Here is a 24,322-nt window from a genome sequence, read left to right as displayed (position 1 = left end):
CTCGGCAGGAGCGCTCATGACGGTCGCGCGGAGCTTGCGGTGGTTCGGTTTCGGTCTCGGGCTGTGCGTCGCGTGGCCGCACGCGCTCGCCGGTCCGCCGGAGCTGGCCGCGGAGGGGCGCGCGCTGCCGATGGCGCTGCGCAGCGGGGCGGCCTCGGTGGCCCACAAGTCGTACACGCTGCACGGGATCCCGGTGCGCGGGGCATTCGCGACGATGCTGTCCGACAAGACAGGTGAGCGCGAGGTCGCGTCCTCGCGGCCGCTCGCCGGTCCGCAACTGCGGCCCGAAGAGGCGCGGATCGAGGTCGGCGAGGCGGAGGCGATTGCGGCCGCCCACGCCCACGCGGAGGGGCCCGAGGAGCCGGGCACTCTGGTCTACAAGCTGATCCTCGGCGAGCCGGTGCTGGCCTACGAGGTCGAGCTGCCGCTGCTGTGGGACCCGGAGCCGAGCAAGAAGACGATCTGGGTGTCGGCGAGCTCGGGCATCGTGCTCGACGAGTGGGAGCACGTGCGGTCGTCACGGGCGCGGGTGTTCCAGACCAACCCGGCGTCGACGCCGGTGCCGGTCGAGGTCGAGCTGGCGGGGATCCACGCGACCGGGCCGGGGCAGCCGCTCGAGGGCGACAGGATCCGCTCGTTCAACTGCACGCTCGAGGCGCCGGAGGAGGACCAGATCCAGCCGTGGTGGGCCGAGGGCAAGTGCTACGCGATCCACCGCGCGGTGTCGGACGAGAACGGCGACTTCTTCTTGCCGCTGCCCGACGTCATCTTCCCCGAAGACAACGCCGACGACGACGACCTGTACGCCGAGCTGTCGATGTACTACCACGCCGAGCGCTTCATCGACGAGATGAAGCGGTTCGGGGTCGACGCGTTCAAGTGCGAGCTGTCGACGATGCTCGCCAACTACCGCACGTCCGAGCTGTCGACGGCCTACCCCGACCTCGACTACACGCCGCTCAACAACGCCTACTGGACCAACACGTGCGACCCGGAGAAGGGGCCGACGATGATCTTCGGCCAGGGCACGGCGGTCGACTTCGGCTACGACGGCGACGTGGTCTACCACGAGCTCGGCCACGGGATGGTGTCGCTGCTGACGCCGAACGGGCTCGGCGACCGCACGCTGCGCAGCGACGGGGTGCTGAACGACGCCGGCGGGATCAACGAGGCGGTCGCCGACTACTTCTCGGTGATCCTGTCCAACGAGCCGCTGCTGGGCGACTACGTGGCCCGCTTCTGGCCCGGCTACGGCAACGCGATCCGCAACGCCGAGAACACCAAGCGCTGCCCCGACAACACGGTCGGTCAGGTCCACAACGACGGCGAGCCGTTCATGGGCGCGATGTGGGCGGCGCGCAAGCGGATCGGCCGCGAGAAGATGGACCTGGTGGTGTTCGAGCTGCTGCCGCGCCTGCCGAGCGACGCGGACCTCGAGACCGCGAGCCTCACGGTGCTCGAGATCGCCGAGGAGGCGCTGGCGCGCGGCGAGTGGACCCAGAGCGACATCGATCAGCTGGTCCGCGGCTTCGACTCGCGCGGGCTGTACGACTGCCCGCGGATCCACGTCGACCCGGACAAGGTGGCGAGCGGGGCGTCGCTGTACCTCCGCGGCAAGACGACCGGGGTGACGCCGTTCTTCCCGGGGCCGATGCAGCTGCGCCACGAGGTGCCGCAGGGCAGCGACAACGTGATCGTGCGCTTCCGCCTCGGCGGCGACGCGGGGCCGCCCGACAACCCGACCGGGGTGGTGGTGCTGCTCAAGCGGGCCGACGAGCCGATCGCGTTCGAGTACACGCTGACGGCGGTCGACAAGAATCCGGACGGCTCGAACAAGGGCTCGGTCCGCGAGGTCATCCAGGTGTCGGGCGACTGGGACCACCAGCTGGTGGCGAGCCGCCTCGGGGAGTCGGACAACCAGCTGGTGCTGCGCGGGTTCCGGCCCGGCGAGGTGGTCCACGTGGCGCTGGCCAACCTGACGACGGGCGAGCAGGTCGCGAGCGGGACGTCGATCGTCAGCGTGCCGCCCGAGTTCCTCGACGAGGGCACGGTCACGGTCGACGTCGGGCCGCCCGAGGTGGTGACCGACGGGCAAGGTGTCGACGCGTCGGAGGTCCACACCGCCGAGCCCGAGGCCAGCTGCGCCTGCCGCAGCGACGGCGCATCGGCGCCGCTGGCCCTGCTGGCGCTGCTGGGGCTGCGCCGCGGGCGGAGGCGGCGCTAGCGAATGGCTGGCCTTCGGGACAGGTTGGCGACTTTCTGGAACACGCTGCTGCCGCTGGCGCTGGTGGCCCTGATCGTCGGGCCCGCGCTACCGAACGCGGCGCTCGGCGGGGCGCCGTCGAAGCTGGCGCAGTGGCAGAAGAAGATCAGCGTGGTCCAGACGTGGAACATGTACGCGCCGGACCCGACCCGCGCGCACACGTACATCGCGGTGTACGCGGAGTTCGAGGACGGCCGCCGCGAGGCGCTGCCCGAGGCCGCGCAGGCGCAGGCCGGCTGGGGCACGACGTGGGCGTGGCAGAAGACGCGGGTCGACATCTGGCGCTACTACGCGGTGCTGAACCCCGACAAGCCGAACAACAACCGGCTGTGGTACCTGCGCTCGCTGTGCGTGCGCGAGGCCATGGCCCGCGAGCAGCCGCCGCGCAAGATCGTGGCCGAGCGGGTCCGCCGGCGCTTCACCCCGCCCGACCGCGTGCGCGCGGGCAAGCCCGGGCTCGGGCCGGTCGAGCGCAAGCCGCTGGCGACGATCGACTGCAAGACCTGGCCGGTGCGCGAGATGCTGGCGGACGCGCAGGCTCGCCATGGCTGAAGGGTCAGGTCCGGACGGGCAGGGCGGAGAGCTCGCTGCGGTGGGGATCGCGGCGAGCACCGGGATGGCCGATGCGACAGGGTCCGAGGGACATGGCGCAGAGGACAGGCCGAAGGCCGATGGGGCGAGGCCCGCGGACGCGGGGCCGTTCGGCGGGGGGCTCGACGTGCGCGAGCGGCGGGGCGCCGGCGCGGCGGCCGATGGTCCGGGGTCGAGGTCCCTGGCGGGTCCGGCGGTCGCGGCCGGCGGGGAGGACCGTGCGGACGCGGCGCGAGGCGTCGAGGGGCGCATGGCCGAAGGGTCAGGTTCCGATGGACATGTTGCGAAGGACAGGCGCGGGCGCCTGGCTCGCCTGCGCGACGCGCTGCTGACGGGCGAGGAGGATCCGGCGGCGCTCGGGCTGCTGCGGATCGGGCTGGTCGCGGTGTTCACCGCGAGCCTGCTGTCGCATGTCGGATCTGTGGCCGAGTATTTTTCGAGCGCGTCGCCGCTGGCCGGGCAGTACGCGCGCCAGGCGTTCCCGACCCGCTGGTCGCTGTTCTTCACGATCGACGATCCGCTGGCGGTGCAGGGGATCTTCGCCGCCGGGGTGGTGGCGCACCTGCTGTGGCTGGTGGGGCTGTTCACGCGGCCGGCGGCGCTGCTGAGCGCGCTGCTGTGGGTCAGCATGGTCGGCCGCAACCCGCTGCTGTACGCGATGCCGGACCAGATGCACTCGGCGATGATCGTGTGGCTGGCGCTGATGCCGACGGGCCGCGGGTTGAGCCTCGACGCGCGCTGGCGCGGCAAGGGCGGGCCGGTGCCGGTGTGGTGCCGGCGGATCGTGCAGCTGCAACTGGCGGTCGTGTACACGTCGACGGGGCTGGCCAAGCACGGGGCGACCTGGAAGTCGGAAGGGACGGCGATCTACTTCTCGCTGGTCAGCCCCTACAACCGCCACTTCGACCTGGCGCGCGCGCTGGCGATGCTGCAGCCGTACGTGCTGCGGCCGATCACGTGGCTGGTGCTGGCGTGGGAGGTCGGCTTCAGCGGGTTCGTGCTGGCCCACTGGCTGCGCGAGCGGTGGCGAAGGGTCCCCGACCTGCGCTGGCTGTTCCTCGGCTTCGGGGTGGCGATGCACGTGGGCATCCAGATGATGATGTACGTCGAGTGGTTCACGCCGCTGACGCTGGCGAGCTACCTGGCGTTCCTCCGGCCCGACGAGGTGCGGCGGATCGTGCGGCGGCTCGCGCGCGGGTGAACGATCGGGCATGGTCCATCGGACATGCCCGATCGGGCATGTTTTTAAGAGCATGCTCGATGGGACATGTTCTCGAGGCGGCGACGCTCGGGGCCGTGATTTGCGAACAAGGTCGCGCGGCCGTTGACTCGCGCCGATCCGGCGGCTGGCTCAGGGAGCAGGCGGGGCGGCGGCCGGGGTCGACTGCGCGGCGTCGGGCTCGGCGGCGTCGGGGTGGGCGCGGCGCCAGGCCTCCTCGGCGGCCAGGCGCTCGCGCGGGTGGTGGATGACGCCGACGACGTCGCCGCCGCAGCGGGGGCAGGCCTTGTCGCCGGGGGCCAGAGTGGCGCCGCAGCGCGGCTCGGAGCAGCGAGACTCGCGGAGGAAGCGGCCGAGGACGAGGCCGGTGACGCCGAGGCCGACGGCGATCAGAGGGATCGTGCCGGCCTCGAGTTGAAGGCCGCCTTTCATGCCGGCGACGACGCCGCCGAGCATGAGCGCGCCCATGCCGAGGCTGCGACCGAGCCGGGCGGCCATGCTGCGCTCGACGCGGAACACGGGCTTGCCGGCGTTGATGCCGGCGATCCCGGGATCCTCGTCGCGCCGGGCCTCGGGGGCGGCGTCGGGGTCGTCGGTGAAGGGGACGGTGAGCGCGGCGAGGTCGGGCGCGGAGGGCCACTGCTCCGGCGGCGGCAGGCCGAGCTGCTGACTGACTGGCGGCTCGGCGCGGTCGAGCGCGGCGTAGGCGTGGCGCAGGAAGGCGGCCTGGTTGGCCTGCAGGAGCTTGCCGATCCGCTGCCGCTCGGCCCGCGGGAGGACGCGCGCGTGCAGCTGGGCAGCGAGGAGGAAGCAGAGCGATTGCGGCGAGAGGACGCCGAGCCGCGCCGGGGTGCGGCGGGTCTGCATCGGGCCGGCGGCGGTGCGGACGGTGTAGCGCAGGGCGGCGTCGGCAGTGAGCACGCCGAAGCCGAGGAAGACGCCGGTGAGGTCGATGCGCGGGTCGAAGGCGTCGGTGGTGGGGAGGCCGAAGTGACGACGATAGAGGTGGGCGACGACGCGCGCGGCGGCGGCGACGATGGTGTGCGGGTCGACCATGGCCGAGCTCTCGGCGCCGACCTTGACGAGGTCGCGCTCGAAGCCGGCGAGCCAGACGACGAGGTCGTGGCCGCGCGGCGAGCTGGGCTTGCCGAGTACTTCGCCGCGACGAGCCGGATCGGCGTCATAGATGGCGACCTCGACCCGAAATTGGCCGAGGCCGGCGTAGCCGAGCAGCCGCCGCACGAGCCGCCGCAAGCTGGCCTCGCCGCCCTGCCAGCGATCGGGGAAGAACCTGGCGCTCGGCTCGACCAACGGGGCGACGAGCAGCGGGGCAGGACCCCGCGCCTTGACGAGCGCGGCCAGCTGGTCGAGCAGCGTGCGACGCTCGTCCAGGGGCGGCAACATCAGGCCGTCGTCGTCTCGCTCGGTCGACACGGCGGGGAGGTGTAGCACAGCCGCCTGGGCGCCTGACGAATCCGGCGCGGCAGTCCGGCTCACCGGTGTGCGAGCGTCCACGCTTCGCGCTCGCCGACGTCCCTGGTCGCGCCGGGCCGTGCGCTGGCGGGAGGCGATGCGGACGGTCGGCCGCGCGGGCCGCCGGCGCAGTCTCCAGGTGGTGAGCGGCGTCTCGCAGCGAGGACGGCGGGCTCGTCGGTGTGTGGCGGGGCACCTGGGCGCGGCGATGTGAGCGGTGTTCGGAGCGAAGCCTGGCGGCGAGGGCGACCGGCGGACGAGAGAGGAGTGGGAGCTGAAGGAGCTGCTCGCAGGTACGACCTCGGCGGTCGGGGATGCGCGGGGAGGGCGAGGGCTGTCGGGAAGTGCACGCGAACCGCGGCCCGAGGGGGTCGAGCGCGCGGCTGTCCCCGAGGACAGATTCGAAGACCGGTAGCGGGGGCGAGGCTGTCCCGGGGGACATCTTCCGGACGGCGGCGGCTCGGCTCGGCCTGCTGTGCTCGGGGACAGCTTTCAGGGCCGCGGGCCATCGCTCGGCGAGGTCGGGCTGTCCTCGAGACAGTTGGAGAGACCTGGCCCCCGGCCTTGGATCTTCGAGTACAACTGCCGCGTCATCGCCCTGCTGTCCGACGAGGACGCCGCTGGGCGGAGCAGCGGGCTGTCCCTTGGGACTGGTGGCCTGACGACCGCATGCCTCACCTCTTCTTCGGGTACGACTAGCGCGCCCGTCGTCCTGAGCTGTCCTCCGGGACATCGAAGGTGGCGATGAACCGACGATGAGGCCCGGCCGCGGCCCGCGTGCGCTCAGCCCTTGGCCTTGCCGCTGGGCGGAGCGGCGGCCAGTCTTGGGACTGGCGGCCTGGCGGCGACGACGACCGCAGGCCTTATCTCTTCTTCGAGTACGAGTACGACTCGTGCGCCGTCGCCCTGAGCTGTCCTCCGGGACAGCGTCAGTGGCGATGAACCGACGAGGAGGCCCGGCTGCGCCCCGCGAGCGCTCAGCCCTTGGCCTTGCCGCTGGGCGGAGCGGTGGGCTGTCCCTTGGGACTGGTGGCCTCGGCGGGAGGCTTGGCGGCGGGCTGTCCCTTGGGACTGGTGGCCTCGGTCGGGGGCTTGACGGCGGGCTGTCCCTTGGGACTGGTGGCCTCGGCGGGAGGCTGTCCCTTGGGACTGGTGGTGCCCTTGGCGGCGGGCGGGCTCGGGCTGGTCGGCTCGGCGGTCCCGGGCGGGTTGGCGGGCTTTCCGGGCGGGCCTGCGGCCTTGCGGGCCTGACCGCCGTTGCCGGGGACAGGCTCCACGGGCTGCCCCTTGGCCTTGCTGCCGGGCTTGGCGGCCTGTCCCTTGGTGCCGGTCGTCGGGGCGAGCTCGGGCGCGGGTTCCGGCTCGGGCTCGGGCTCCGGCTCGACGACGGGCTCCGCCTCGAGCTCTTCCTCGAGCGGGGCGGCCTGCTCCGGCGGCGGCGCGACGTAGGGCGCGGGCACGATCGGGTAGACCTTGCTCTCGGTGGCGAGGACGTGCTCGAGCAGGAGCGGCTCGCCGCTGGCTCGGCGGGCGCGCAGGACCACGACGGCTCGCTCGCCGTCGCCGAGGCCGGTGGGGATCCCGGTGACCCGGTTGCGCTCGCCGGGGCGCAGGGCGACCTTGCGGACGATGGTGCGCGCGCCGGCGGCGTCCTGGCGCAGGACCAGGACGACGGCGTCGACGAGGCCAGGCGGGACCACGAAGTCGAGGTTGCCGGCGGTGGCGTCGAAGCTGAGCTCGGGCCAGGTCGGCCACATCCAGTCGAGCAGCGAGCGCGTGACCTCGATCGCCCGCGGGGCGAGGTGGACGAACTGCTCGCGGTAGACGGCCTCGTCGACGTAGGGGCGGACGCGGCCGTCGTCGTCGGTGTCGAAGGCGGCCAGCGGGCGGCCGGTGCCGCTCTGGATGTAGCCCCGCGCGGCCGGCCACGGGTGCAGGCGAGCGCCCGCGAGCTCGGCGGGGTCGAGGCGGCTGCCCTGCAGCAGTTCGGCGGCGGCGGCCTCGGGGGTGAGGTCGTCGTCGAGGAAGCGCGGAGGCGGGACGCTGGCCTCGGACAGGAAGCGGCGGGCGGTGAAGACCGCGAGGCCTTCGTAACCTGTCCCTTCGGGCAGGACGAGCGCGCCGGGCTCCTTGCTCGGGGCGGCGCCGCCGAACAGGTGCTCGGCGAGCGAGCCGGCGACGGCGATCCCGCGGGCCTGGGCGATCTGATCCTGGGTCGGGCGGCCGGGCAGGGCGTTGCGGCCGAAGGCGAGCCGGGCCAGCTCGGCGAACGGCAGGCCGCGGTCGCCGGGGCTCGGCGAGAGCGGGCTGAAGAAGCCGCTGACATCGCCGCGCGCGTGGGCCGGGACGGCCAGGTCCTGGACGACGTGCAGCAGGGCGCCGAGGCCGACCAGCGCGAGCGCGAGGTGGTGCGCCCGCCCGTCGGGATCGGGCAGGGTCGACGACAGCTCGAGGTGGCGCCACATCTGCGGCGGGGCCAGCGGGTCGGCCTCGTCGCGCAGGAAGGAGATGACCGAAGGGCCCTGTCCCGAGAAACCTGTCTGAGTGGCCAGGGCCGCGGCCGAGCCGCCGTTGTGACGGACCTGGCGCAGGCGCAGCAGGCCGGGGCGCGACTGCGGGTCGCTGAAGTCGCGGCGCAGCGGGTCGTCGCGGTCGACGAAGTGGTGGACGGCGCGCGCCGAGGGCACCAGCTCGGCGAGGACGCCGACCTGCAGCCACTGCAGCGCCGGCAGCTCCCACAGGTCGCCCTGGACGCAGTAGCGCTGGGTCTCGATGGGGGCGCCGAGGCCGGGGCAGGCGCCGGGCCCGCCGAGCGCCTCGAGGCCGCCGTGCTGCAGCGCCGCGGCCAGCATGCGCCGCTCGGGCGCGGACAGACGCCGGGGGTCGATGCGCAGCGGGGTGAAGAGGCCGCGCTGCAGCTCGCTGGCGGCCATCCAGCGCAGGTGCAGGGCGCTCTCGAGCAGGGCCCGGTCGACCATGCCGAGGTGGGTGGCGCGGGCGTCCCAGGCGGCCGCCGGGGCGGGCACGGCGAACACCGCGAGGGCGGCCGCGAGGGCCGAGCGCCGCAGCCAGCCGCGCAGGCCGCCACGTGTCTCGAGGGACATGGCCGCAGCGACCTGGCCCTCGGGACCGGTCGAGCCGGCGACGCAGGGCCGGGCCGCGCGGCGCAGCGAGCCAGGTGTCTCGGAGGACATGGCCGAAGCGACCTGACCCTCGGGACCGGTCGAGCTCGCGGCGCGACCGAGGCCGGGCCGGGTCGAGCGCCGCAGCCAGCTGCGCAGGCCGGTCATGGCCGCTTGCCCTTCCCGGCCGGCTGGCCTGACTCTGGGGACATGGTCGAAGCGCCCTGTCCCTTGGGACCGGTGGCGCCGGTGGTGGGACCTGACTCTGGGGACATGGTCGAAGCGCCCTGGCCCTTGGGACTGGCGACGCCGGCGGGGTTGTTCGCCCCGGCGCCGCTGGGGGCGGCGGTCCTGCCGGGGACGGCGCCGCTCGGGACGCTCGGGGCGCCCTGCGGGGTGGTCCCGGGGGCGGCGGGCGTGGCCGCGGCGCCGGCCGGGTCGGGGACGGACTTGAGGCGGTCGAGGTTGCGGTAGACGTGCTTGGCGAGGATCAGCGCGCTGTCGAGGTCGTGGCACTGCTGATCGCCGCAGGTCAGCAGCACGCCGATCTTCTGCGCGCGGTCGACGAAGCCGATCGCGTGGACGCCGTCGGCGGTGGTGCTCCACGTCTCGGGGGTGATGTCGCTGGCCGGCTTGACCTTGCCGAAGGTCTCCTGAATCGTGGCCGCGACCGGGTCCATGCCGCCCGGCGGGGCGCTCCAGACGCGCAGCGCGAGGTCGTGGCGCTCGTCGCTGTGGATCGCCTGCAGGTGGACGCCGTGGTAGAAGCCGGTGCGCTTGAGGTCGGTGAGGTCCTTGACCTCGAAGGCCTCGGTGTAACCGGTGCGCTGGCGGACCTCGTCGGGCGTGAGCAGGCCGCTGGCGTCGAGCACCTCGGCGACCACGGGCGCGGTCGCCTTGCCCGGCTCTTCCTCTTCGACGACGACCGCGGGGCCGCCGGCGCCGCCGAGCGCGCGGAACAGGTCGAGGTTGGCCAGCTCGGCCTCCCAGCGCACCGCCTTGTGCAGCGGCCGCGGCGGCGCGAGGAACAGCAGGTGGTCGGCGTGCGAGTCGCTGTTCTGCCACTTGCGCAGCTCGACCCGGTTGTGGCGCACGGTGAAGTCGGAGCGCGGGCCGCCGGTCGGCACCGCGTCGGAGCGGTAGCCGGCGTAGCCGCGCTTGTAGACGATGAGGTAGGCGTCGACGAGCCGCGCCGTCGCGCCCCGCACCACGAGCTTGGCCGGAGGGATCCGGTAGCGACCCGTGGCGTCGGTGGTGACGCTGGTCGTTTCCGCGCCCCACGGACCGATGAAGCCGTCGCCGCGATCGTAGGACCAGACGGCGACCACGGTGGCCTCGGCGACCGGCTCGCTGGTGGCGGCGTCGACGACTTGGCCGTCGAACGGGCCGATCAGCGAGGCGTCGGTGACCACGTCGCGCGCGCCGACGTAGGCCGGCGGGCGCACGATCGGGGCGCAGGCCGCCAGCAGCGGGGCACACAGGCCGGCGGCGACGGCCAGGACGGTGCGCAGACGGCGGAGCGCGCGGAGCGATCCGCGGCCAAAATCGTCGCCCCGGCGGTCGGCGTGCGAGCACGACGCGCGCCCCGAGGGCGAGGAAGACCGACCTGACGACGGCTCGGGCCCGGCGGGCGAGGGCGACGAACCTGACTGTGCAATGGCGACGCTCAATTGACGCGGTCCGAGCCGGACGGGTACCCTGACGGGGCGAATCGCGGGCGAGCGCGGGTCTATCCCACGCGAGCGACCCTGGCAAGCCTTCTCCAGGCACGACGCCGATGACGGAGTGGATCCCCTGTCCCGCCTGTGGCACCGAACACGCCCCAGAGGCCATCGCGTGCGAGATCTGCGGTTATCGCCTGACGCCGCCGGCGCCAGTGAGCGCGCTCCCGAAGTGCGCGCGCTGCGGGCAGCCCCTCGGTGATGGCTTCGAGTTCTGCCAGATCTGCGGCCTCCGCGTGCACTCTCGCCGGCCGCGGCCCAGCACGCAGAGCATAAAGTTGATCCCGCGGCGCCTGGCCGAGGGCACGGGCGAGGTGGAGCCGGCACGCTCCCCGGTACCCGAGCCGGCGCCGCGTTCTTCCGCGGTCGAGCCGGCCGCCGCCCAGGTCGTCGACGCGGGGGGGATCGCCCCGGCGACGGCGACGGCGAGCCCGGCGCCGCAGGTTGTTCAACCTGTCCCGAACGCCAGCCCGCCCCCGGCCGAGGCAGGAGCCGACGAGGGCGCGGCCGCCGAGTCAGGTCAGGGCTCGTGGGGCCAGGCCCGCGTGATCCCGCGAGGGCAAGCGGACGACGGGGTGCCGGTGCCGCGCGAGACGCCCGGCCCCGGTGACACTGCGCGCATGGGTCAGGCGGCGCCGGCGAGCGAGCAGGCGTCGGTGTCGGTGACCGGCTCGCCGGGCGGGCCCTCGTGGTCGGCGCCGATGGCGAGGCTGGCGGTCGAGTCGTCGCGCCGCTCGGCCGGGGCGGCGCCGCTGCGGGTGGTGCTGGTCAAGCGCGACGGTTCGGAAGGCGAGTCGGTGGCGCTGCGCGGGTCTCTGGTGGTCGGCCGCAAGCAGGGCGAACTACTGTTCCCGAGCGACGAGTTCCTGAGCCCGGCCCACGCCCGCCTCGAGCCGGCGCCCGGCGGGGGAGTGCGCCTCGGCGATCTCGGATCTCGCAACGGGGTCTATGTCCGGATCTCGCGGCCGGAACCGGTGTTTCCGGGCGATCTCTTCCTGGTCGGTCACCATTTGTTGCGGCTCGAGAACCTGCCGCCGGGCGGCCGCGAGCAGGAGCTCGACGGCGACTCGACCCGCCTGTTCGGCACGCCGATGCAGCCGGCCTGGGGCCGTTTGACGCTGATCGGGGTCGGCGGGGCCGAAGCCGAGGTCCACTGCCTGCGCGCCCCGCAGATCGTGTTCGGCCGCGAACTCGGCGACATCATCTTCCCCACGGACCCCTTCGTGAGCTGGCAACACGCGCAGCTGGCGATGGAGCTGCGCGGAGACGCGATGACGGTCCTGCTGACCGACCTCCGCTCGGCCAACGGGACCTATCTCAGGATCCGCGGGGATGTCATCCTTCAACCGGGCGACATGTTCCGGGTCGGGGACCAGATCTTCCGCGTGAGGATGCACTGAGGTGGCGCAGCTCGAGGTGTTCGCAAGGACGGAGGTTGGTTGCGTCCGCAAGCGCAACGAGGACCACTTCGTGGTCCAAAACCTCCAAACCGGGGAGCGCGGGCTGCTGCCGCACCAGCGCGTGCAGCCGCTGACGTCGCGCGGGTCGCTGATCGCGGTGTGCGACGGGATGGGCGGGGCGGCGGCCGGCGACGTGGCGTCGCGGATCGCGGTCGACGTGCTGTCGGCGGTGGTCCACAGCAAGGCGCCGTTCCCCACCACGACGGCGGCTCAGGACGTGATGCACGAGGCGATCACGGCGGTCAACGACAAGATCCGCGCGGCGGCGGTCGAAGACCCGGCGCGCCACGGGATGGGCACGACGCTCACCGCGGCCCTGGCCTTCGGGCCAGAATTGCTGATCGGCCACGTCGGCGACTCGCGGGCGTACATCCGCCGCGGCCGCTCGCTGACGCAGATCACGACGGACCACAGCGTGGTCGGCCAGCTGATCGCGGCCGGCCGCCTGCGCCCCGATCAGGCCCGCGACTACGAGCACCGCAACGTGCTGCTGCAGGCGCTCGGGGTCCAGCCGCGCGTGGGGCCGGAGTTCGACGTGGTCCAGCTGCGCGCCGGCGACGTGCTGATGCTGTGCAGCGACGGCCTCACCGGGCCGGTGACGGACGAGCAGATCCTCGGGCTGATGCTCCGCTACGAAGACCCGCTGCGCTGCTGCCGGGCGCTGACCGAGGCGGCCTGCGCCGCCGGCGGGCCCGACAACGTGACGGTGGCGATCGCGCGATTCTCGGGCGAGGGCCTCGAGCTGCCCCACGGCCGCGAAGAGGTGGCCGTGCACCGGGTCCAGCTGGCGGTCTGACGCGAGCGTGCATGCTGTGGTCGTGACCGACGACGACCGGTTCTTGTGCCGCGCGCTCGAGCTCGCCTGCGACAACGCGCTGGCGGGCGGGCGCCCCTACGGCGCGGTGGTGGTGCGCGAGGGCCAACTGGTGGCCGAGGCGGTGAACGAGCTGCACCTGCGGCCCGACCCGTCGGCCCACGCGGAGATGCTGGCGCTGCGCTCGGCCGCGGCGACGCTCGAGCGGGCGCAGCTCGACGACTGCACGGTGTACGCGAGCGGGCAGCCGTGCCCGATGTGCCTGGCGGCGCTGCACCTGGCGAGCGTGCGCCGGGTGGTGTTCGCGTACAGCAACGCCGACGGCGAGCCGTACGGGTTCACGACGTCGGCGCTGTACCAGCAGCTGACGCTGCCGCTGGCGGCGCAGTCGCTGGAGATCGTGCAAGGCGACGCGTCGCTGTGGCCGGACAACCCGTTCGCGCTGGCGTCGCGGCGCTGATAGGCTGGACCGGTGAACGACGCGGTGCTCGTGACCGGCGGGGCCGGGTTCATCGGCTCGCACACGGTGGCGGCGCTGCGCGCGGCGGGCCGGCGAGTGGTGGTGCTCGACGACTTCAGCACGGGGCGGCGTGAGAACCTGTCTGAATGGACAGACGACCCGCAGGTCGAGGTGGTCGAGGGCGACGTGCGCGGGGAGGTCGGGCTGCTGCTGGCCGGGCACGGGCCGTTCGCGGCGGTGGTCCACCTGGCGGCCCAGACGTCGGTGGTGCGATCGATCTCCGCGCCGATCGACGACCTCGACGTCAACCTGCGCGCGACGACCCGCCTGGCGCTGTGGGCGGCCGCGGCCGGGGTGCGACGGTTCGTGTTCGCGTCGTCGGCGGCGGTCTACGGCGAGCCGCGCCGGGTGCCGGTGACGGAGAGCGAGCCGACGACCCCGCTGTCGCCGTACGGCGCGGCCAAACGAGCGGCGGAGCTGTACCTCGGCTGCCTGGGGCCGCTGCACGGGCTTCAGACGGTGTGCCTGCGGCTGTTCAACGTCTACGGGCCGCGGCAAGACCCGAAGAGCCCGTACTCGGGGGTGGTGGCGACGTTCCTGGCGCGGGCGCGGGGCGGAGAGCCGCTGACGATCTTCGGCGACGGCAAGCAGACGCGCGACCTGATCTACGTGGGCGACGTGGCCCGGGCGATCTGCCTGGCCGCCGGAGCAGGGTCGCAGGGACATGTCCTTTTAAAGGACGTGACCTCGGGGCCACCCGAGCCGGCGGGGATCAACATCGGCACTGGACACGAGGTGGCGATCGTCGAGCTGGCAGCGGCGGTGCAGCGGGCCTGCGGGGTGAAGGCAGAGGCGATCGCGTTCGCGCCGGCGCGCGCGGGAGAGATCGCCCGCTCGGCGGCGACGACCGACAGGGCGGCGGAGCTGCTGGGGTTCCGCGCGGAGGTCGAGCTCGACGAGGGGCTGCGGCGGACGGCCGCGTGGCTCGCGGGACAGGGGTGACGCTGCGGTGCCGGAGGCGCTCGCCGCTGGCGAGGCGGAGAGGGGTCTCAGAGGCATGTCTGATGGAACATGCTCTCGAGGACAGGCGCTCGAGCGCCGGATCCTGTCAGGCCCGAAGCGCTGCCGTCAGGATCTCAGGGACATGTCCGATGGCGCATGCCGCGAAGACGATCGCCGGCAGGCGCTGCCGTGAAGTTCTCAAGAGACATGTCCGATGGGACATGTCTCTGAGGACATGACACCGATCGTAAGATCCAGTCGGGACCGAAGGTGAGGGCCGTTGGCGCAGGTCCTCAGGGACATGTTCTATAGAACATGCCCCCGAGGCCAGAGCTCACCACTCCTCGTAGACGCCGGGCAGCAGCTGGTCGGGCAGCTCGTCGCAGTCGATGACGCGCGGCAGGAGCTGGAGGGCGCGCTCGGCGGCGTCGTCGGACAGGTCGTCGACGAGCGGGAGGGCGAGGCGGCCGAGGCGGCCGAGGGTGTCGGCGCGGGCCTGGAGGATGTCAAGCAGGTCGTCCTCGTCGCGCAGGATGCCCTCGACCGAGAGGACGGTCCACGGCGGCAACGGGGTCGCGCACAGCTCGTCGAGCAGCGCGACCAGGTCGTCGCTGCCCGACAGGTAGACGTGGCGCAGGGCGGGCGCCCGCAGCCGCCGCAAGGCGCGGACGACCTCGCTCGTCGAGGCGGGCTCGTCGTCGCGGCTGAGACACAGGACCAGCCGCTCGAGCGCAGGGAACTCGCTGCTGCCCAGACCCGCCAGCGCGTCGGCCGGCAGCGGATCGCCGAGCAGGTGGAGATGCTTGAGGCGGGCGTGCTGACAGCCGCGCAGCTCGACTGCGCCGGTGACGTAGACCGACTCGAGGGCGGGCAGCGCCTGCAGGACGAGGTCGAGCCGGCCGGGGCTGTTGTCGCGCTGGCGCGTGACGGTCTGGAACGGGGTGTCGAAGACGAAGCTGCGCACCTGCGGGAGCGGCCGCTCGCTCAGCGCGACGGCGAGAGTGTTGCCGGGGCTGGCCGGGTCGCACACCAGGTGGAGACTTGCGGCCCCGCGCGCGGCGGCGACGTCGGGCAGGACCTCGCAGCGGGTCCGCACGCCCACGCTGTCGGTGAACACGCAGCGGAGGCGGCGATGCTCGGAGTCCCACTCGAACAGGTCGTCGTGCACGTCCGCCTGGGCCTGCTCGGGGGCGAACCGCCGGCTGCTGACGCCGTAGCCGGTGCGTTGCAGGCGGCGCAGGACGTAGTCGAGGTGCGAGCGGGCCTCGGCGTCGTCGTCGAAGGTCTGGGTGACGCTGTTCTCGCCCTCGCCGGTGACGAGGTCGCAGCCGTCGTGGACGATGCGGATGGTGTCGCTGCCGCGGGTGAGAATGTGCTCGGTGGCCACGCGCGCGCAGCCTATCTCAGATCCTGGCCGGTGCGCGGCCTGCTGCACGCGACAGGTCGGGTGGGGCAGGGAGAGGTTCGCGACGAGGCCGGCGGCGGCTGGGCCTGGCTCGGGCGCGGCGGCCTCCGCTCTGCGGCGGCTCGCGGTCGAGACGCGGGTCAGTCGGTCAGGCGCTGGCGGGGCAGAGCAGTGCCGACGAGTCCGCCGCGCCTCGCGGGTCAGTGGGGCTGGCGCTGGTGACGGTGCAGGGCGCGCCGAAGCGGCCGTTCGACGGCTCACGGGTCAGTCGGTCAGGCGCTGGCGGCGGTGCAGGGCGGCGCCGACGAGGCCGGCGGCCAGGAGCATGAGGACGCCGGCGCCGAGGTGCGAGGGCAGGGTGTGATCGAGGCCGGTGATCACGCAGTGCCAGGTGGTGGTGTCGATCCCGATGAGGGCGATCGCGGCGGCCAGCCACAGCGCGCCGGCGCTGCGCCGGCGCTGGGCGAAGGCCCCGCTGAGGGCGCAGACCGCCAGCACCAGCGCGCCGGCGCCGAGAGTCAGCGAGGCGCAGCCGACCTGGTAGATCGGGTGGTCTTCGAGACCTGTCGGGTAGGACCTGTCGAAAAGAGCAGGTCCCGCGGCGACCAGGACGGCGACGGCGGCGGCGATGAGCCCGAGCACGACCCGGGCGGCGCGCCCGGGGAACCACAGGCCGAGCCCGAGGGCGGGCAAGGCGAACAGGGCGAGGCCCCACACCAGGGCCTGGAGGCCGAGGATCCAGGTCGGCTGGGCCCAGAAGTCGTCGCGCGCGCCGGTGGCGAGCAGGCCGACGACGGGGATCGCCACGGCCAGCAGCCAGGCCGGCCGGAAGTGCTGCAGGCGCTCGCGCCGGCGCTCGCCGAGGTCGTCGGCGATCAGCGCTTTGGCGTCGATGGTCACGCGTGACCTCCCGAGGCCAGGCGACTCGCTCCCGGGCCGCGGCTGACGATGACGGCGCCGTCGGCCTCCATGCGGATGGCCCGCGTGAGACCCGAGCCCATGAGGATGCGGTCGGTCGCGCTCCGCCGCGTGCGCGCGAGACGAGGGGCGACAGGAGGACAGCTCGCAGTCATGCCCCACCTCGCGCGAGCAACACGAGCAGGGCTCGCAACGAAGGGGTCAGCCACTGCGCGAGGGCCTTGTAGGCGCGGTGGGCCCGGACTCGCACGGCGCCCTCGCGGATCCGCAGGCGCGCCGCGATCTCGGCCATGCTCAGGCCCTGGAACTTGTGGAGCTCGACGATCTCGCGTTGACCGGCGGGCAGCTGGGCCAGGGCGTCGCGGACCCGCGAGGCGATCTCCTGCGCCTCGGCCTCGCCGATCTCCAGTTCCTCGGCGGTCGGCAGGTCCGACGGGATCTCTGCCAGCGGATCGCGCTCGTCGGCGCCGCCGGCGCCGGGCTCGCGGCGGCGGCGCTCCCGGATCTGCGCGCGCAGCCAGTCGACCGCGAGGTTGCGCGCGATCGTGAAGTACCAGGCCTGCACCGCGCCGTCGGGGCTCGTGCCCTGGACCTGGAAGCGGGCCCGGGCGAGGTGCGCTTTGAGCCAGGTCGCCTGGACCAGGTCATCGGCGGCGGTGGTGTCGCGGACGAGGTGCACGAGGAAGGCCGTGAGGCGAGGGACGAGGGCGGCGTGCAGGGCGGCGAAGGCCCGCGCGTCGCCGTCGAGGTAGCGGTCCATCAGGGCGTGGAGGCCGGGTGGAGCGCCGCGGCCGGGGCCGGAGGCGCGGCCCGTGCCGGAGGTGCGGCCGGTGCCGGGAGAGGTCACGCCGAGGTCTCTTCGGCCGACAACGTGACGACCTCGGCCGGAGTTACGCCGTGGAGGCGGCGGTGCGTCAGCGCGGGCAAGTCGCTGCGGACGCGCTGGAGCAGGTCGGCGCGCAGCCAGGTGAGGGCGAGGCCCTCGCCGCGCGAGACCTGGGCGATGACGGCGCCCCACGGGTCGACGGCGAGGCTGTGGCCGAAGCTGTGGCGGCCGTGGCCGTGCGGCCCGTACTGCGCCGGAGCGAGCACGTAGGCCTGGTTCTCGATGGCGCGGGCGCGCAGCAGCGGCTCCCAGTGGTCGATGCCGGTCAGAAGGGTGAAGGCCGAGGGCACGACGAGGATCTCCGCGCCGGCGGCGGAGAGCGCGCGATAAAGCTCGGGGAAGCGGAGGTCGTAGCAGATGCTGAGGCCGATCTTGCCGAACGGCGCGACGAGCACGTGCGGAGTCTCGCCCGCGAGGATGACGTCGGACTCGGAGGCGCGCGAGCCGTCCGGCAAGGTGGCGTCGAAGCGGTGGATCTTGCGGTAGACCGCGACCACGCGGCCGCCGAACACGGCGACCAGGGTGTTGTAGAACTTGCCCTCGCCGCCGGCCGGGGGCAGCTCCGGCAGGCCGCCGAGGATGATCACCGCCGCCGGGTACTCCCGTGAGAGAAAGAGGAAGGGTCGCAGCACCGGTGGCGGCTCGCCGTGGAGATCGCCGCCTGGACCCAGGGCGCTGAGATCGACCGCCCACGGCCGACGGTCGAGGCCCGGCGGGGCGACGGCCCAGAAATTCTCGGGCAACACGACGAGCTCGGCGCCGTGCGCGAGCGCCTCGCGCGTGAGTTCGGCGGCGCGAGCGAGGCTGGGGACGGGGTCAGCCCCGCTGCCGAGCTGGATCAGGGCGGCGCAGAGGTCTCGCACGCGGGGATGGTAGCGAGAAAACGCCCGCCGCCAAGCCTCCTGAACGACCCGACGCCAGGACCGCGCCATCGGGGGCCTCCGGGCCTCACGCCCCGGGAAGGGGGTTGCTCGCCTTCAAGCGCCGTGCTACAGGCCCGGCCAGCAAATTGCCTTTCGTAAGCGAGCAGGCAACTGGCCGAGCTCGCTTTTTTCGTTTGTCTCGAATCCCACCCGCATGGCCACGAGGCGCCCGACACACAACAAGAGCCCCAAGCAACCGCCGCAACCCGCGGCGGTCGACGACGTCGCTGGCACCGAGGCCGAGCACGAGGGGCACGAGGGGGCGGTCCGCCTGCTCGAGGCGGCGGTCGAGCCGGTGGCGCGGGCGATGGGCTTCGAGGTCGTGCTCATCGAGTGGGCCGGCGGCCGCGGCGGCCGGATCGCGCGCGTGTACCTCGACCATCCCAACGGCGTCTCGCTCGACGACTGCTCGCGCATGAGCGGGGTCCTGAGCAACGCCCTCGACGCCGCCGAGGCCGATCCCGAGACGCCGGAGCTGACCGCGTTGCTGTCGCTGCCATACACGCTCGAGGTCAGCTCGCCCGGCGTCGACCGGCCGCTGGCGCGTCTCAGTCACTTCGCCCGCCACGTCGGCGGGCGCGCCGTGGTCCGCACGTTCCACCCGCTGGCGGGCCAGGGCAGCGCCGACCAGCGGACCTTTCACGGACGGATCGTCGGCACCGAGGTCGACGCCGCCGATCCTGCCGACGATCGCCGCGGCACGGTGCTCTTGCGGTCGCTCGACAGTGATACCATCTACAAGATCTCGCTCGCCGACATCCGGCGGGCCAACCTCGTGTACTCCCCCCCGAGTACGGGGGGGCACGGCTAGGACAGCAGAGGTCATCCGGTTATGGAAGAACAGCTCAACCTCAGTGCGGTGCTCGACCAGGTCTGCGACGAGAAGAAGATCTCGCGCGAGGTCCTGATCGAGACGGTCGAGCAGGCGGTCGCCACCGCCGCGAAGAAGGTCTTCGAGGACAAGGAGATCGAGGCCAGCTTCGACCCGGAGACCGGGCACGTAAATCTGTTCCAGGTGCTCTACGTGGTCGACAAGGTGACCGCGCCCCACCGCGAGATCAGCCTCGAGCAGGCGCACCGCGCCGGCCTCGAGGCCGAGATCGGCGACGAGCTCCTCTTCCAGATCTTCTATCTCGAATCCGACAAGAAGCGCGCCGAGCAGCAGGCCAAGGACTACGCCGAGATCGAGGCGCTGCAGTTCGGCCAGCACGGGTTCGGCCGCATCGCCGCCCAGACCGCCAAGCAGGTGATCATCCAGCGCGTCCGCGAGGCCGAGCGCGACAACCTGTTCGACGCCTACAAGGACAAGAAGTCCGAGCTGATGACCGGCATCGTCCGCCGCTTCGAGCGCGGCTCGATCGTGGTCGAGGTCGACAACGGCAAGGCCGAGGCGCTCCTGCCGGCGCGCGAGCAGGTGCCGCGCGAGTCGCTGCGCCCCGGCGATCGCGTGGTCGCGTTCGTCAAGGACGTCGACAAGTCGGCCCGCGGCCCGCAGATCATCCTGTCGCGGACCCACCGCGGCCTGGTCGAGAAGCTGTTCGAGCACGAGGTGCCCGAGATCTACGAGGGCATCGTCCGCATCGAGGCGTGCGCCCGCGAGCCGGGGGCCCGCAGCAAGATCGCAGTGTCCTCGCGCGACCGCGACGTCGACCCCGTCGGCGCCTGCGTCGGCATCCGCGGCAGCCGCGTCCAGGCGGTGGTCCAGGAGCTGCGCGGCGAGAAGATCGACATCGTCCCCTACAACGACGACCCGGCGCGCTTCGTGTGCAACGCGATCCAGCCGGCCACCGTGTCGCGCGTCCTCATCGACGCCGAGCGCCACACGATGGAGCTAGTGGTCCCCGACGACAAGCTGTCGCTGGCGATCGGCAAGAAGGGCCAGAACGTCCGCCTGGCCTCGCGCCTGACCGGCTGGCGCATCGACATCTACTCCGAGTCGAAGCTCAAGCAGATGGAGCGGCGCTCGCTGGCCGAGATGGCGGCGATCCCGGGCGTCGGTGACGCCGTGGCCCTGGCCATGTTCCAGATGGGTTGGCGCAACCTCCGCGACGTCGCCATCGCCGACGCGGAAGAGCTGGCGCAAGTGCCGGGCGTGGGCTCGACCGAGCGCGCCGAGCAGATCATCGAGGTCGCGGACGACGCCGCCTCGGGCAAGCTCGAGCTCAACGTCAAGTACCCCGAGCCCCCGCCCGAAGACATGGGCGAGGACCACTACACTGACGACAGCGACGGAGGTGGCGAGTAACATGCACGCGCCGATGCGCACTTGCGTGGGCTGCCGCGCCGTACGTCCGCAGGCCGAACTCCTGCGGACGAGGATCCTGCTCGCCGATGATGGCGAACAGGTGTTAGTCGTTCCGGACGAGTACATCCGGACATGTGCGAAGCGCCATGGCCTTTCGGCCAGGGGGCGCTCGGCTTACGTGTGCCCGGCGCGCGCCTGTCTCGAGCGCGCCGCCCGCCGTGGCGGCCTCGCCCGCGCGTTCGCCCGTAAGATGCCAGCGGTGGACCCCGCTGGTTTGTGGCGCGCGCACCAAGAGGCGCTCGCGGGCAAGATCGATCTCCTGAACCGCACTGGCGGCACCGCCGCTGCGGCGCGCGTACAACGTCTCGCTACCTTGGCGACCGCGATGCGCGCCGCGGTGGGGAGGGTTTCCTGAGTTATGGCCAAGATTCGCGTCTATGAGCTCGCCAAAGAGCTGGGCAAGGACAACAAGGTGATGGAGAACCTGATCCGCGGCCTCGGGGTCGAGATCAAGGGCGTGATGAGCACGCTCGACGACGACCAGGCCGAGCTTGTCCGTCGCCAAGTCCAGGGCGGCGGCCGCCGCGAGCCCGAGCGTAACGACCCGCGTGCCAGCGGTCCGGCAGCGGTCATCCGTCGTCCCGGGCGTGGCCCGCGTCCGGAAGATGAGGAGCAGCAGCCCGAGGTGGCCGCTCGTCCCTCGCCGCCGGTCGTGCGTCCCGCTCCGGTGCAACCGCAGCAGCAGCAGCCCGCGCCGGTGATCCGCCGGCCCGTGCCGCCGCCGACGGGTGCGCCGCAGCCGGTGGTTCGTCCGAGCGCGCCGGTGGTGCGCCCGAGCGAGCCGTCGCGCCCGCCGGAGACCCCGTGGTCCACGCCTGCGGTGACGCAGCCGCGTGAGCCGCAGCGTGAGGTGCGGGCCGCGGCCGAGCCGATCGAGGTGCGCGAGCGCCCGAGCGAGCCGGTCGAGGCCCGTCCGAGCCAGCCGGTCCAGCCGTCGGTGCAGGCCGAGCCCCCGGCTCCGCCCGCCCCGCCGCGCCCGGTCGAGCCGTCTGCCGAGCCCGTCGTGGCCGAGCCGGTCCGCAGCGAGCCGGTCGAGCCGGCCCGCCCGGCCGAGCCGGCCGTGACGCCGCCCCCGGTGGCCGCGCCGCAGCCCGTCACGCCGCCTGCTCCGATCGCCCCGGCGCAGTCGCAGCCGGTCCAGCCGCCGGTACAGCGGCCCGTGACCCAGGCGCAGCGCCCGGCCCAGCCGTCGGTAACGCGGCAGGCCGAGTCGCGTCCGGAGGTCCGCCGGCCCGAGCAGTCGCGACCGCAACCGCAGGCCACCGCCCCGCGAGCGCCCGCGCCCGAGGTGGGCACGCGGATCCAGCTCCCGCCGGGCACCAAGCGCCTGCCGGGCGGCGTCGCCTCGCGCATGGAGGACAGCCCGCGCGGTGGTGAGGCTCGCCATGAGCCCCGCAACGAGCCGCACCGCCGCGGTCCGGATGGTCCGCGCGGCACGCCGCCACAGGGCCAGGTCGGCCCGGTCGGCACGCCGCTGCGTCCGGGCGTGCAGACGCGCCCGGGCCCCGGCAAGCCGGGCGCCCCGACCCAGACCGGCACCCGTCCGCTGGGCAGCGGCCCGCAGCTCGGCCAGCAGACCGGTCCGCGCGGCCAGGTCGTGCAGCCGGCGCCGGTCTCAGGCCGTCCGGGCGATCGCTCGGGCGGTCAGCTCGGCCGTCCTGCCACGCCCGCGGCGCCGCAACCGCCGCAGCCGCCGCAGCCGCCGCCTGTCTCTGAAGCGGCCGAGGCGTCCAACCGCCGCGTCGTCCGCGACGAGTCCGGCGTAATCGTCGGCGCCGCCCCGCAGCGCGGCGAGCCGAAGATCCTCGGCTTCGTCCAGCTCGCCAACCGCCCGCGGCCGCAGCAGGTGATCATCACCGACGCCAGCGACAGCCAGCAGCGCGGCCGCGCCACGATCCGCAAGGAGCGTGAGGAGCGGGCGCAGCAGCAGGGCCGCAAGCGCAAGACGATGCTCCGCAACGTCCGCGGCCGCCCCGGCGCGTCCGGAGCCCGACCCTCCACGCAGGAGATGTCGGAGTCGAAGAAGCGCATCCGCGTCGACGAGGCGATCCCGGTCGCCGACCTCGCGCACCAGATGGGCAAGAAGGCGACGATGCTGCTGAAGACGCTGTGGGGCATGGGCCTGCGCGGCGTCACCATCAACAGCTCGGTCGACGCCGAGACGGCGGAACTGGTGGCGGCCGAGTACGGCTACACCGTCGAGAACGTGGCCTTCCAGGAGGACCAGTACTTCGACGAGGGCACCGAGGAGGGGGCCGGGGACGCGCGAGCGCCCGTGGTCACCATCATGGGCCACGTCGACCACGGCAAGACCTCGCTCCTCGACCGGATCCGCAAGGCCACGGTCGCCGAGGGCGAGGCCGGCGGCATCACCCAGCACATCGGCGCCTACAAGGTCAGCACGGCCAAGGGCGACGTGGTGTTCCTCGACACGCCCGGTCACGAGGCGTTCTCGGCGATGCGTGCCCGCGGGGCGCAAGTCACCGACGTCGTCGTGCTGGTCGTCGCCGCCGACGACGGCATCATGCCGACCACGGTCGAGGCCATCAAGCACGCGCGGGAGGCCAACGTCCCGCTGGTGGTGGCGCTCAACAAGATCGACAAGCCCGACGCCAACCCCGGCCGCGTCAAGCAGATGCTGATGGAGTACAGCCTGGTCGGTGAGGAGTACGGCGGCGACACCATCATCTGCGAGGTGTCGGCGAAGACCGGCAAGGGCATCGACCACCTGCTCGAGATGTTGGCCATCCAGTCGGAGATCCTCGATCTCCGGGCCACCACCGAGGGCCGGGCGATCGGCGTCGTGCTCGAGGCGCGCGTCGACAAGGGTCGCGGCCCGATCGCCACCGTCCTGGTGGAGGCCGGCACGCTGCGCAAGGGCGACATCGTGGTCGCCAACGAGTTCAGCGGCAAGGTCCGCGGCATGCTCGACGACCGCGGCCGCGCGCTCGAAGACGTGGGACCCTCGACTCCGGTCGAGGTCCTCGGCCTCGACGGCGTGCCGTCGGCCGGCGACCGCTTCAACGTGGTCGAGAGCGAGAAGGCTGCCCGCCAGCTCGTCACCCACCGCCGCGAGGTCCGGCGCCGCAAGGAGAGCGCGCGCTCGGGTCCCAGCATCGCCGACTTCATCCAGCGCAAGAAGACGCCGACCCTCAAGATCGTCCTCCGGGCCGACGTGCAGGGCTCGGCCGAGGCGCTCAAGCAGGCGTTGCTCGAGCTGTCGACCGACAAGGTCAAGGTCGAGGTCATCTCGTCCGGCGTCGGTGCCATCACCCAGACCGACGTCAAGACCGCCTCTGCCGGCGAGGCCGTGATCATCGGCTTCAACACCAAGCCGGTCGGCAAGGCCGGTCAGATCGCCGACGCCGAGAAGGTGCCGGTCTACACCTTCAACGTCATCTACAACGCGCTCGACAAGACGCGTGAGTTGATGGTCGGCCTGCTCGAGCCCGAGTACCGCGAGCGCGATCAGGGCGAGGCCGAGGTGCGGGCGCTGTTCCCGATCCCGAAGGTCGGTGTGGTCGCCGGTTGCCGCGTCACGCGGGGCCTCATCCAGCGCACGAGCCACGTCCGCGTGGTCCGTGGCGGCACGGTCATCCACAAGGGGCGGATCTCGAGCCTGCGCGTCATCAAGGAAGACGTGAAGGAAGTCCGCGAGGGCTTCGAGTGCGGCATCGTGATCGACTCGTTCCCCGAGGTGGAGCCGGGCGACATCCTCCAGGCGTTCGAGATCGAGACGATCGCGCCGACGCTGTGAGGC

The 24,322-nt window shown here is 73.0% G+C and carries 18 protein-coding genes; 11 read left to right on the top strand and 7 right to left on the bottom strand.

What is annotated here, in order from left to right; translation table 11 throughout:
- Positions 1-16: 16 nt before the first annotated feature.
- From OV090_RS32785 to OV090_RS32775, 3 genes are all read left to right on the top strand, one after another.
- Complete coding sequence (locus OV090_RS32785; protein WP_267708607.1) at positions 17-2,224, top strand: hypothetical protein; 2,208 nt, start codon at positions 17-19, stop codon at positions 2,222-2,224.
- 24 nt (positions 2,225-2,248) lie between these two features.
- Positions 2,249-2,815: a hypothetical protein gene (locus OV090_RS32780; protein ID WP_267708606.1), complete on the top strand. Its 567-nt coding sequence runs from the start codon at positions 2,249-2,251 to the stop codon at positions 2,813-2,815.
- Positions 2,816-3,104: 289 nt separating this feature from the next.
- Positions 3,105-4,055 (top strand): HTTM domain-containing protein, encoded by a 951-nt coding sequence (locus OV090_RS32775; protein WP_267708605.1) that lies wholly within the window; start codon positions 3,105-3,107, stop codon positions 4,053-4,055.
- Between the two features lie 150 nt (positions 4,056-4,205).
- Here OV090_RS32775 and OV090_RS32770 read toward each other — a convergent pair whose 3' ends face one another.
- The 3 genes from OV090_RS32770 to OV090_RS32760 form a co-directional block, all read right to left on the bottom strand.
- The gene (locus OV090_RS32770) at positions 4,206-5,507 is read right to left on the bottom strand and encodes a hypothetical protein (RefSeq protein ID WP_267708604.1); all 1,302 of its coding nucleotides are present in this window, start codon (positions 5,505-5,507) and stop codon (positions 4,206-4,208) included.
- Between the two features lie 1,016 nt (positions 5,508-6,523).
- Positions 6,524-8,836, bottom strand: coding sequence for a hypothetical protein (locus OV090_RS32765; protein WP_267708603.1), 2,313 nt, complete (start codon positions 8,834-8,836; stop codon positions 6,524-6,526).
- The gene (locus OV090_RS32760) at positions 8,833-10,338 is read right to left on the bottom strand and encodes a carboxypeptidase-like regulatory domain-containing protein (protein ID WP_267708602.1); all 1,506 of its coding nucleotides are present in this window, start codon (positions 10,336-10,338) and stop codon (positions 8,833-8,835) included. Before OV090_RS32760 ends, OV090_RS32765 begins: the two co-directional genes overlap by 4 nt.
- Positions 10,339-10,445: 107 nt before the next feature.
- Between OV090_RS32760 and OV090_RS32755 the strand changes: the two genes are divergently transcribed.
- The 4 genes from OV090_RS32755 to OV090_RS32740 are packed head-to-tail and all read left to right on the top strand — an operon-like array spanning position 10,446 to position 14,125.
- Positions 10,446-11,789, top strand: a complete 1,344-nt coding sequence (locus OV090_RS32755) for an FHA domain-containing protein (RefSeq protein ID WP_267708601.1) — start codon at positions 10,446-10,448, stop codon at positions 11,787-11,789.
- Position 11,790: 1 nt separating this feature from the next.
- Positions 11,791-12,645 carry a PP2C family serine/threonine-protein phosphatase gene (locus OV090_RS32750; RefSeq protein ID WP_267708600.1) on the top strand — a complete coding sequence of 285 codons (855 nt, stop codon included), beginning with the start codon at positions 11,791-11,793 and terminating at the stop codon, positions 12,643-12,645.
- 22 nt (positions 12,646-12,667) lie between these two features.
- Complete coding sequence (locus OV090_RS32745; protein WP_267708599.1) at positions 12,668-13,123, top strand: nucleoside deaminase; 456 nt, start codon at positions 12,668-12,670, stop codon at positions 13,121-13,123.
- A 12-nt stretch (positions 13,124-13,135) separates the two neighbouring features.
- A complete protein-coding gene (locus OV090_RS32740; protein WP_267708598.1) occupies positions 13,136-14,125 on the top strand; it encodes an NAD-dependent epimerase/dehydratase family protein in 990 nt (329 codons plus the stop codon).
- Between the two features lie 334 nt (positions 14,126-14,459).
- Here OV090_RS32740 and OV090_RS32735 read toward each other — a convergent pair whose 3' ends face one another.
- The 4 genes from OV090_RS32735 to OV090_RS32720 all read right to left on the bottom strand — a co-directional run bounded on the left by OV090_RS32735 (position 14,460) and on the right by OV090_RS32720 (position 18,197).
- On the bottom strand, positions 14,460-15,512 hold the full coding sequence (locus OV090_RS32735; protein ID WP_267708597.1) for a hypothetical protein: 1,053 nt from the start codon (positions 15,510-15,512) through the stop codon (positions 14,460-14,462).
- A 282-nt stretch (positions 15,513-15,794) separates the two neighbouring features.
- Positions 15,795-16,430, bottom strand: a complete 636-nt coding sequence (locus OV090_RS32730; RefSeq protein WP_267708596.1) for a hypothetical protein — start codon at positions 16,428-16,430, stop codon at positions 15,795-15,797.
- A gap of 169 nt (positions 16,431-16,599) precedes the next feature.
- Positions 16,600-17,295, bottom strand: a complete 696-nt coding sequence (locus OV090_RS32725; RefSeq protein ID WP_267708595.1) for an RNA polymerase sigma factor — start codon at positions 17,293-17,295, stop codon at positions 16,600-16,602.
- Positions 17,292-18,197, bottom strand: coding sequence for a carbon-nitrogen hydrolase family protein (locus OV090_RS32720; protein WP_267708594.1), 906 nt, complete (start codon positions 18,195-18,197; stop codon positions 17,292-17,294). The genes OV090_RS32725 and OV090_RS32720 overlap by 4 nt, the downstream gene beginning before the upstream one ends.
- 214 nt (positions 18,198-18,411) lie before the next feature.
- Between OV090_RS32720 and rimP the strand changes: the two genes are divergently transcribed.
- From rimP to infB, 4 genes are read left to right on the top strand one after another with little or no spacing between them, the layout of a single operon-like run.
- Complete coding sequence (gene rimP, locus OV090_RS32715) at positions 18,412-19,068, top strand: ribosome maturation factor RimP (RefSeq protein ID WP_267708593.1); 657 nt, start codon at positions 18,412-18,414, stop codon at positions 19,066-19,068.
- A gap of 21 nt (positions 19,069-19,089) precedes the next feature.
- On the top strand, positions 19,090-20,502 hold the full coding sequence (gene nusA / locus OV090_RS32710; RefSeq protein ID WP_267708592.1) for a transcription termination factor NusA: 1,413 nt from the start codon (positions 19,090-19,092) through the stop codon (positions 20,500-20,502).
- A gap of 13 nt (positions 20,503-20,515) precedes the next feature.
- Positions 20,516-20,917: a YlxR family protein gene (locus tag OV090_RS32705; RefSeq protein ID WP_267708591.1), complete on the top strand. Its 402-nt coding sequence runs from the start codon at positions 20,516-20,518 to the stop codon at positions 20,915-20,917.
- A gap of 3 nt (positions 20,918-20,920) precedes the next feature.
- Positions 20,921-24,319 carry a translation initiation factor IF-2 gene (gene infB / locus OV090_RS32700; RefSeq protein WP_267708590.1) on the top strand — a complete coding sequence of 1,133 codons (3,399 nt, stop codon included), beginning with the start codon at positions 20,921-20,923 and terminating at the stop codon, positions 24,317-24,319.
- Positions 24,320-24,322: the final 3 nt, after the last annotated feature.

Origin of the sequence: Nannocystis sp. RBIL2, assembly GCF_026626745.1 — a bacterium.
Lineage (GTDB): Bacteria > Myxococcota_A > Polyangia > Nannocystales > Nannocystaceae > Nannocystis.
The sequence above is the reverse complement of the archived record's forward strand: the minus strand, read 5'-3'. Positions and strand labels throughout refer to the sequence as shown.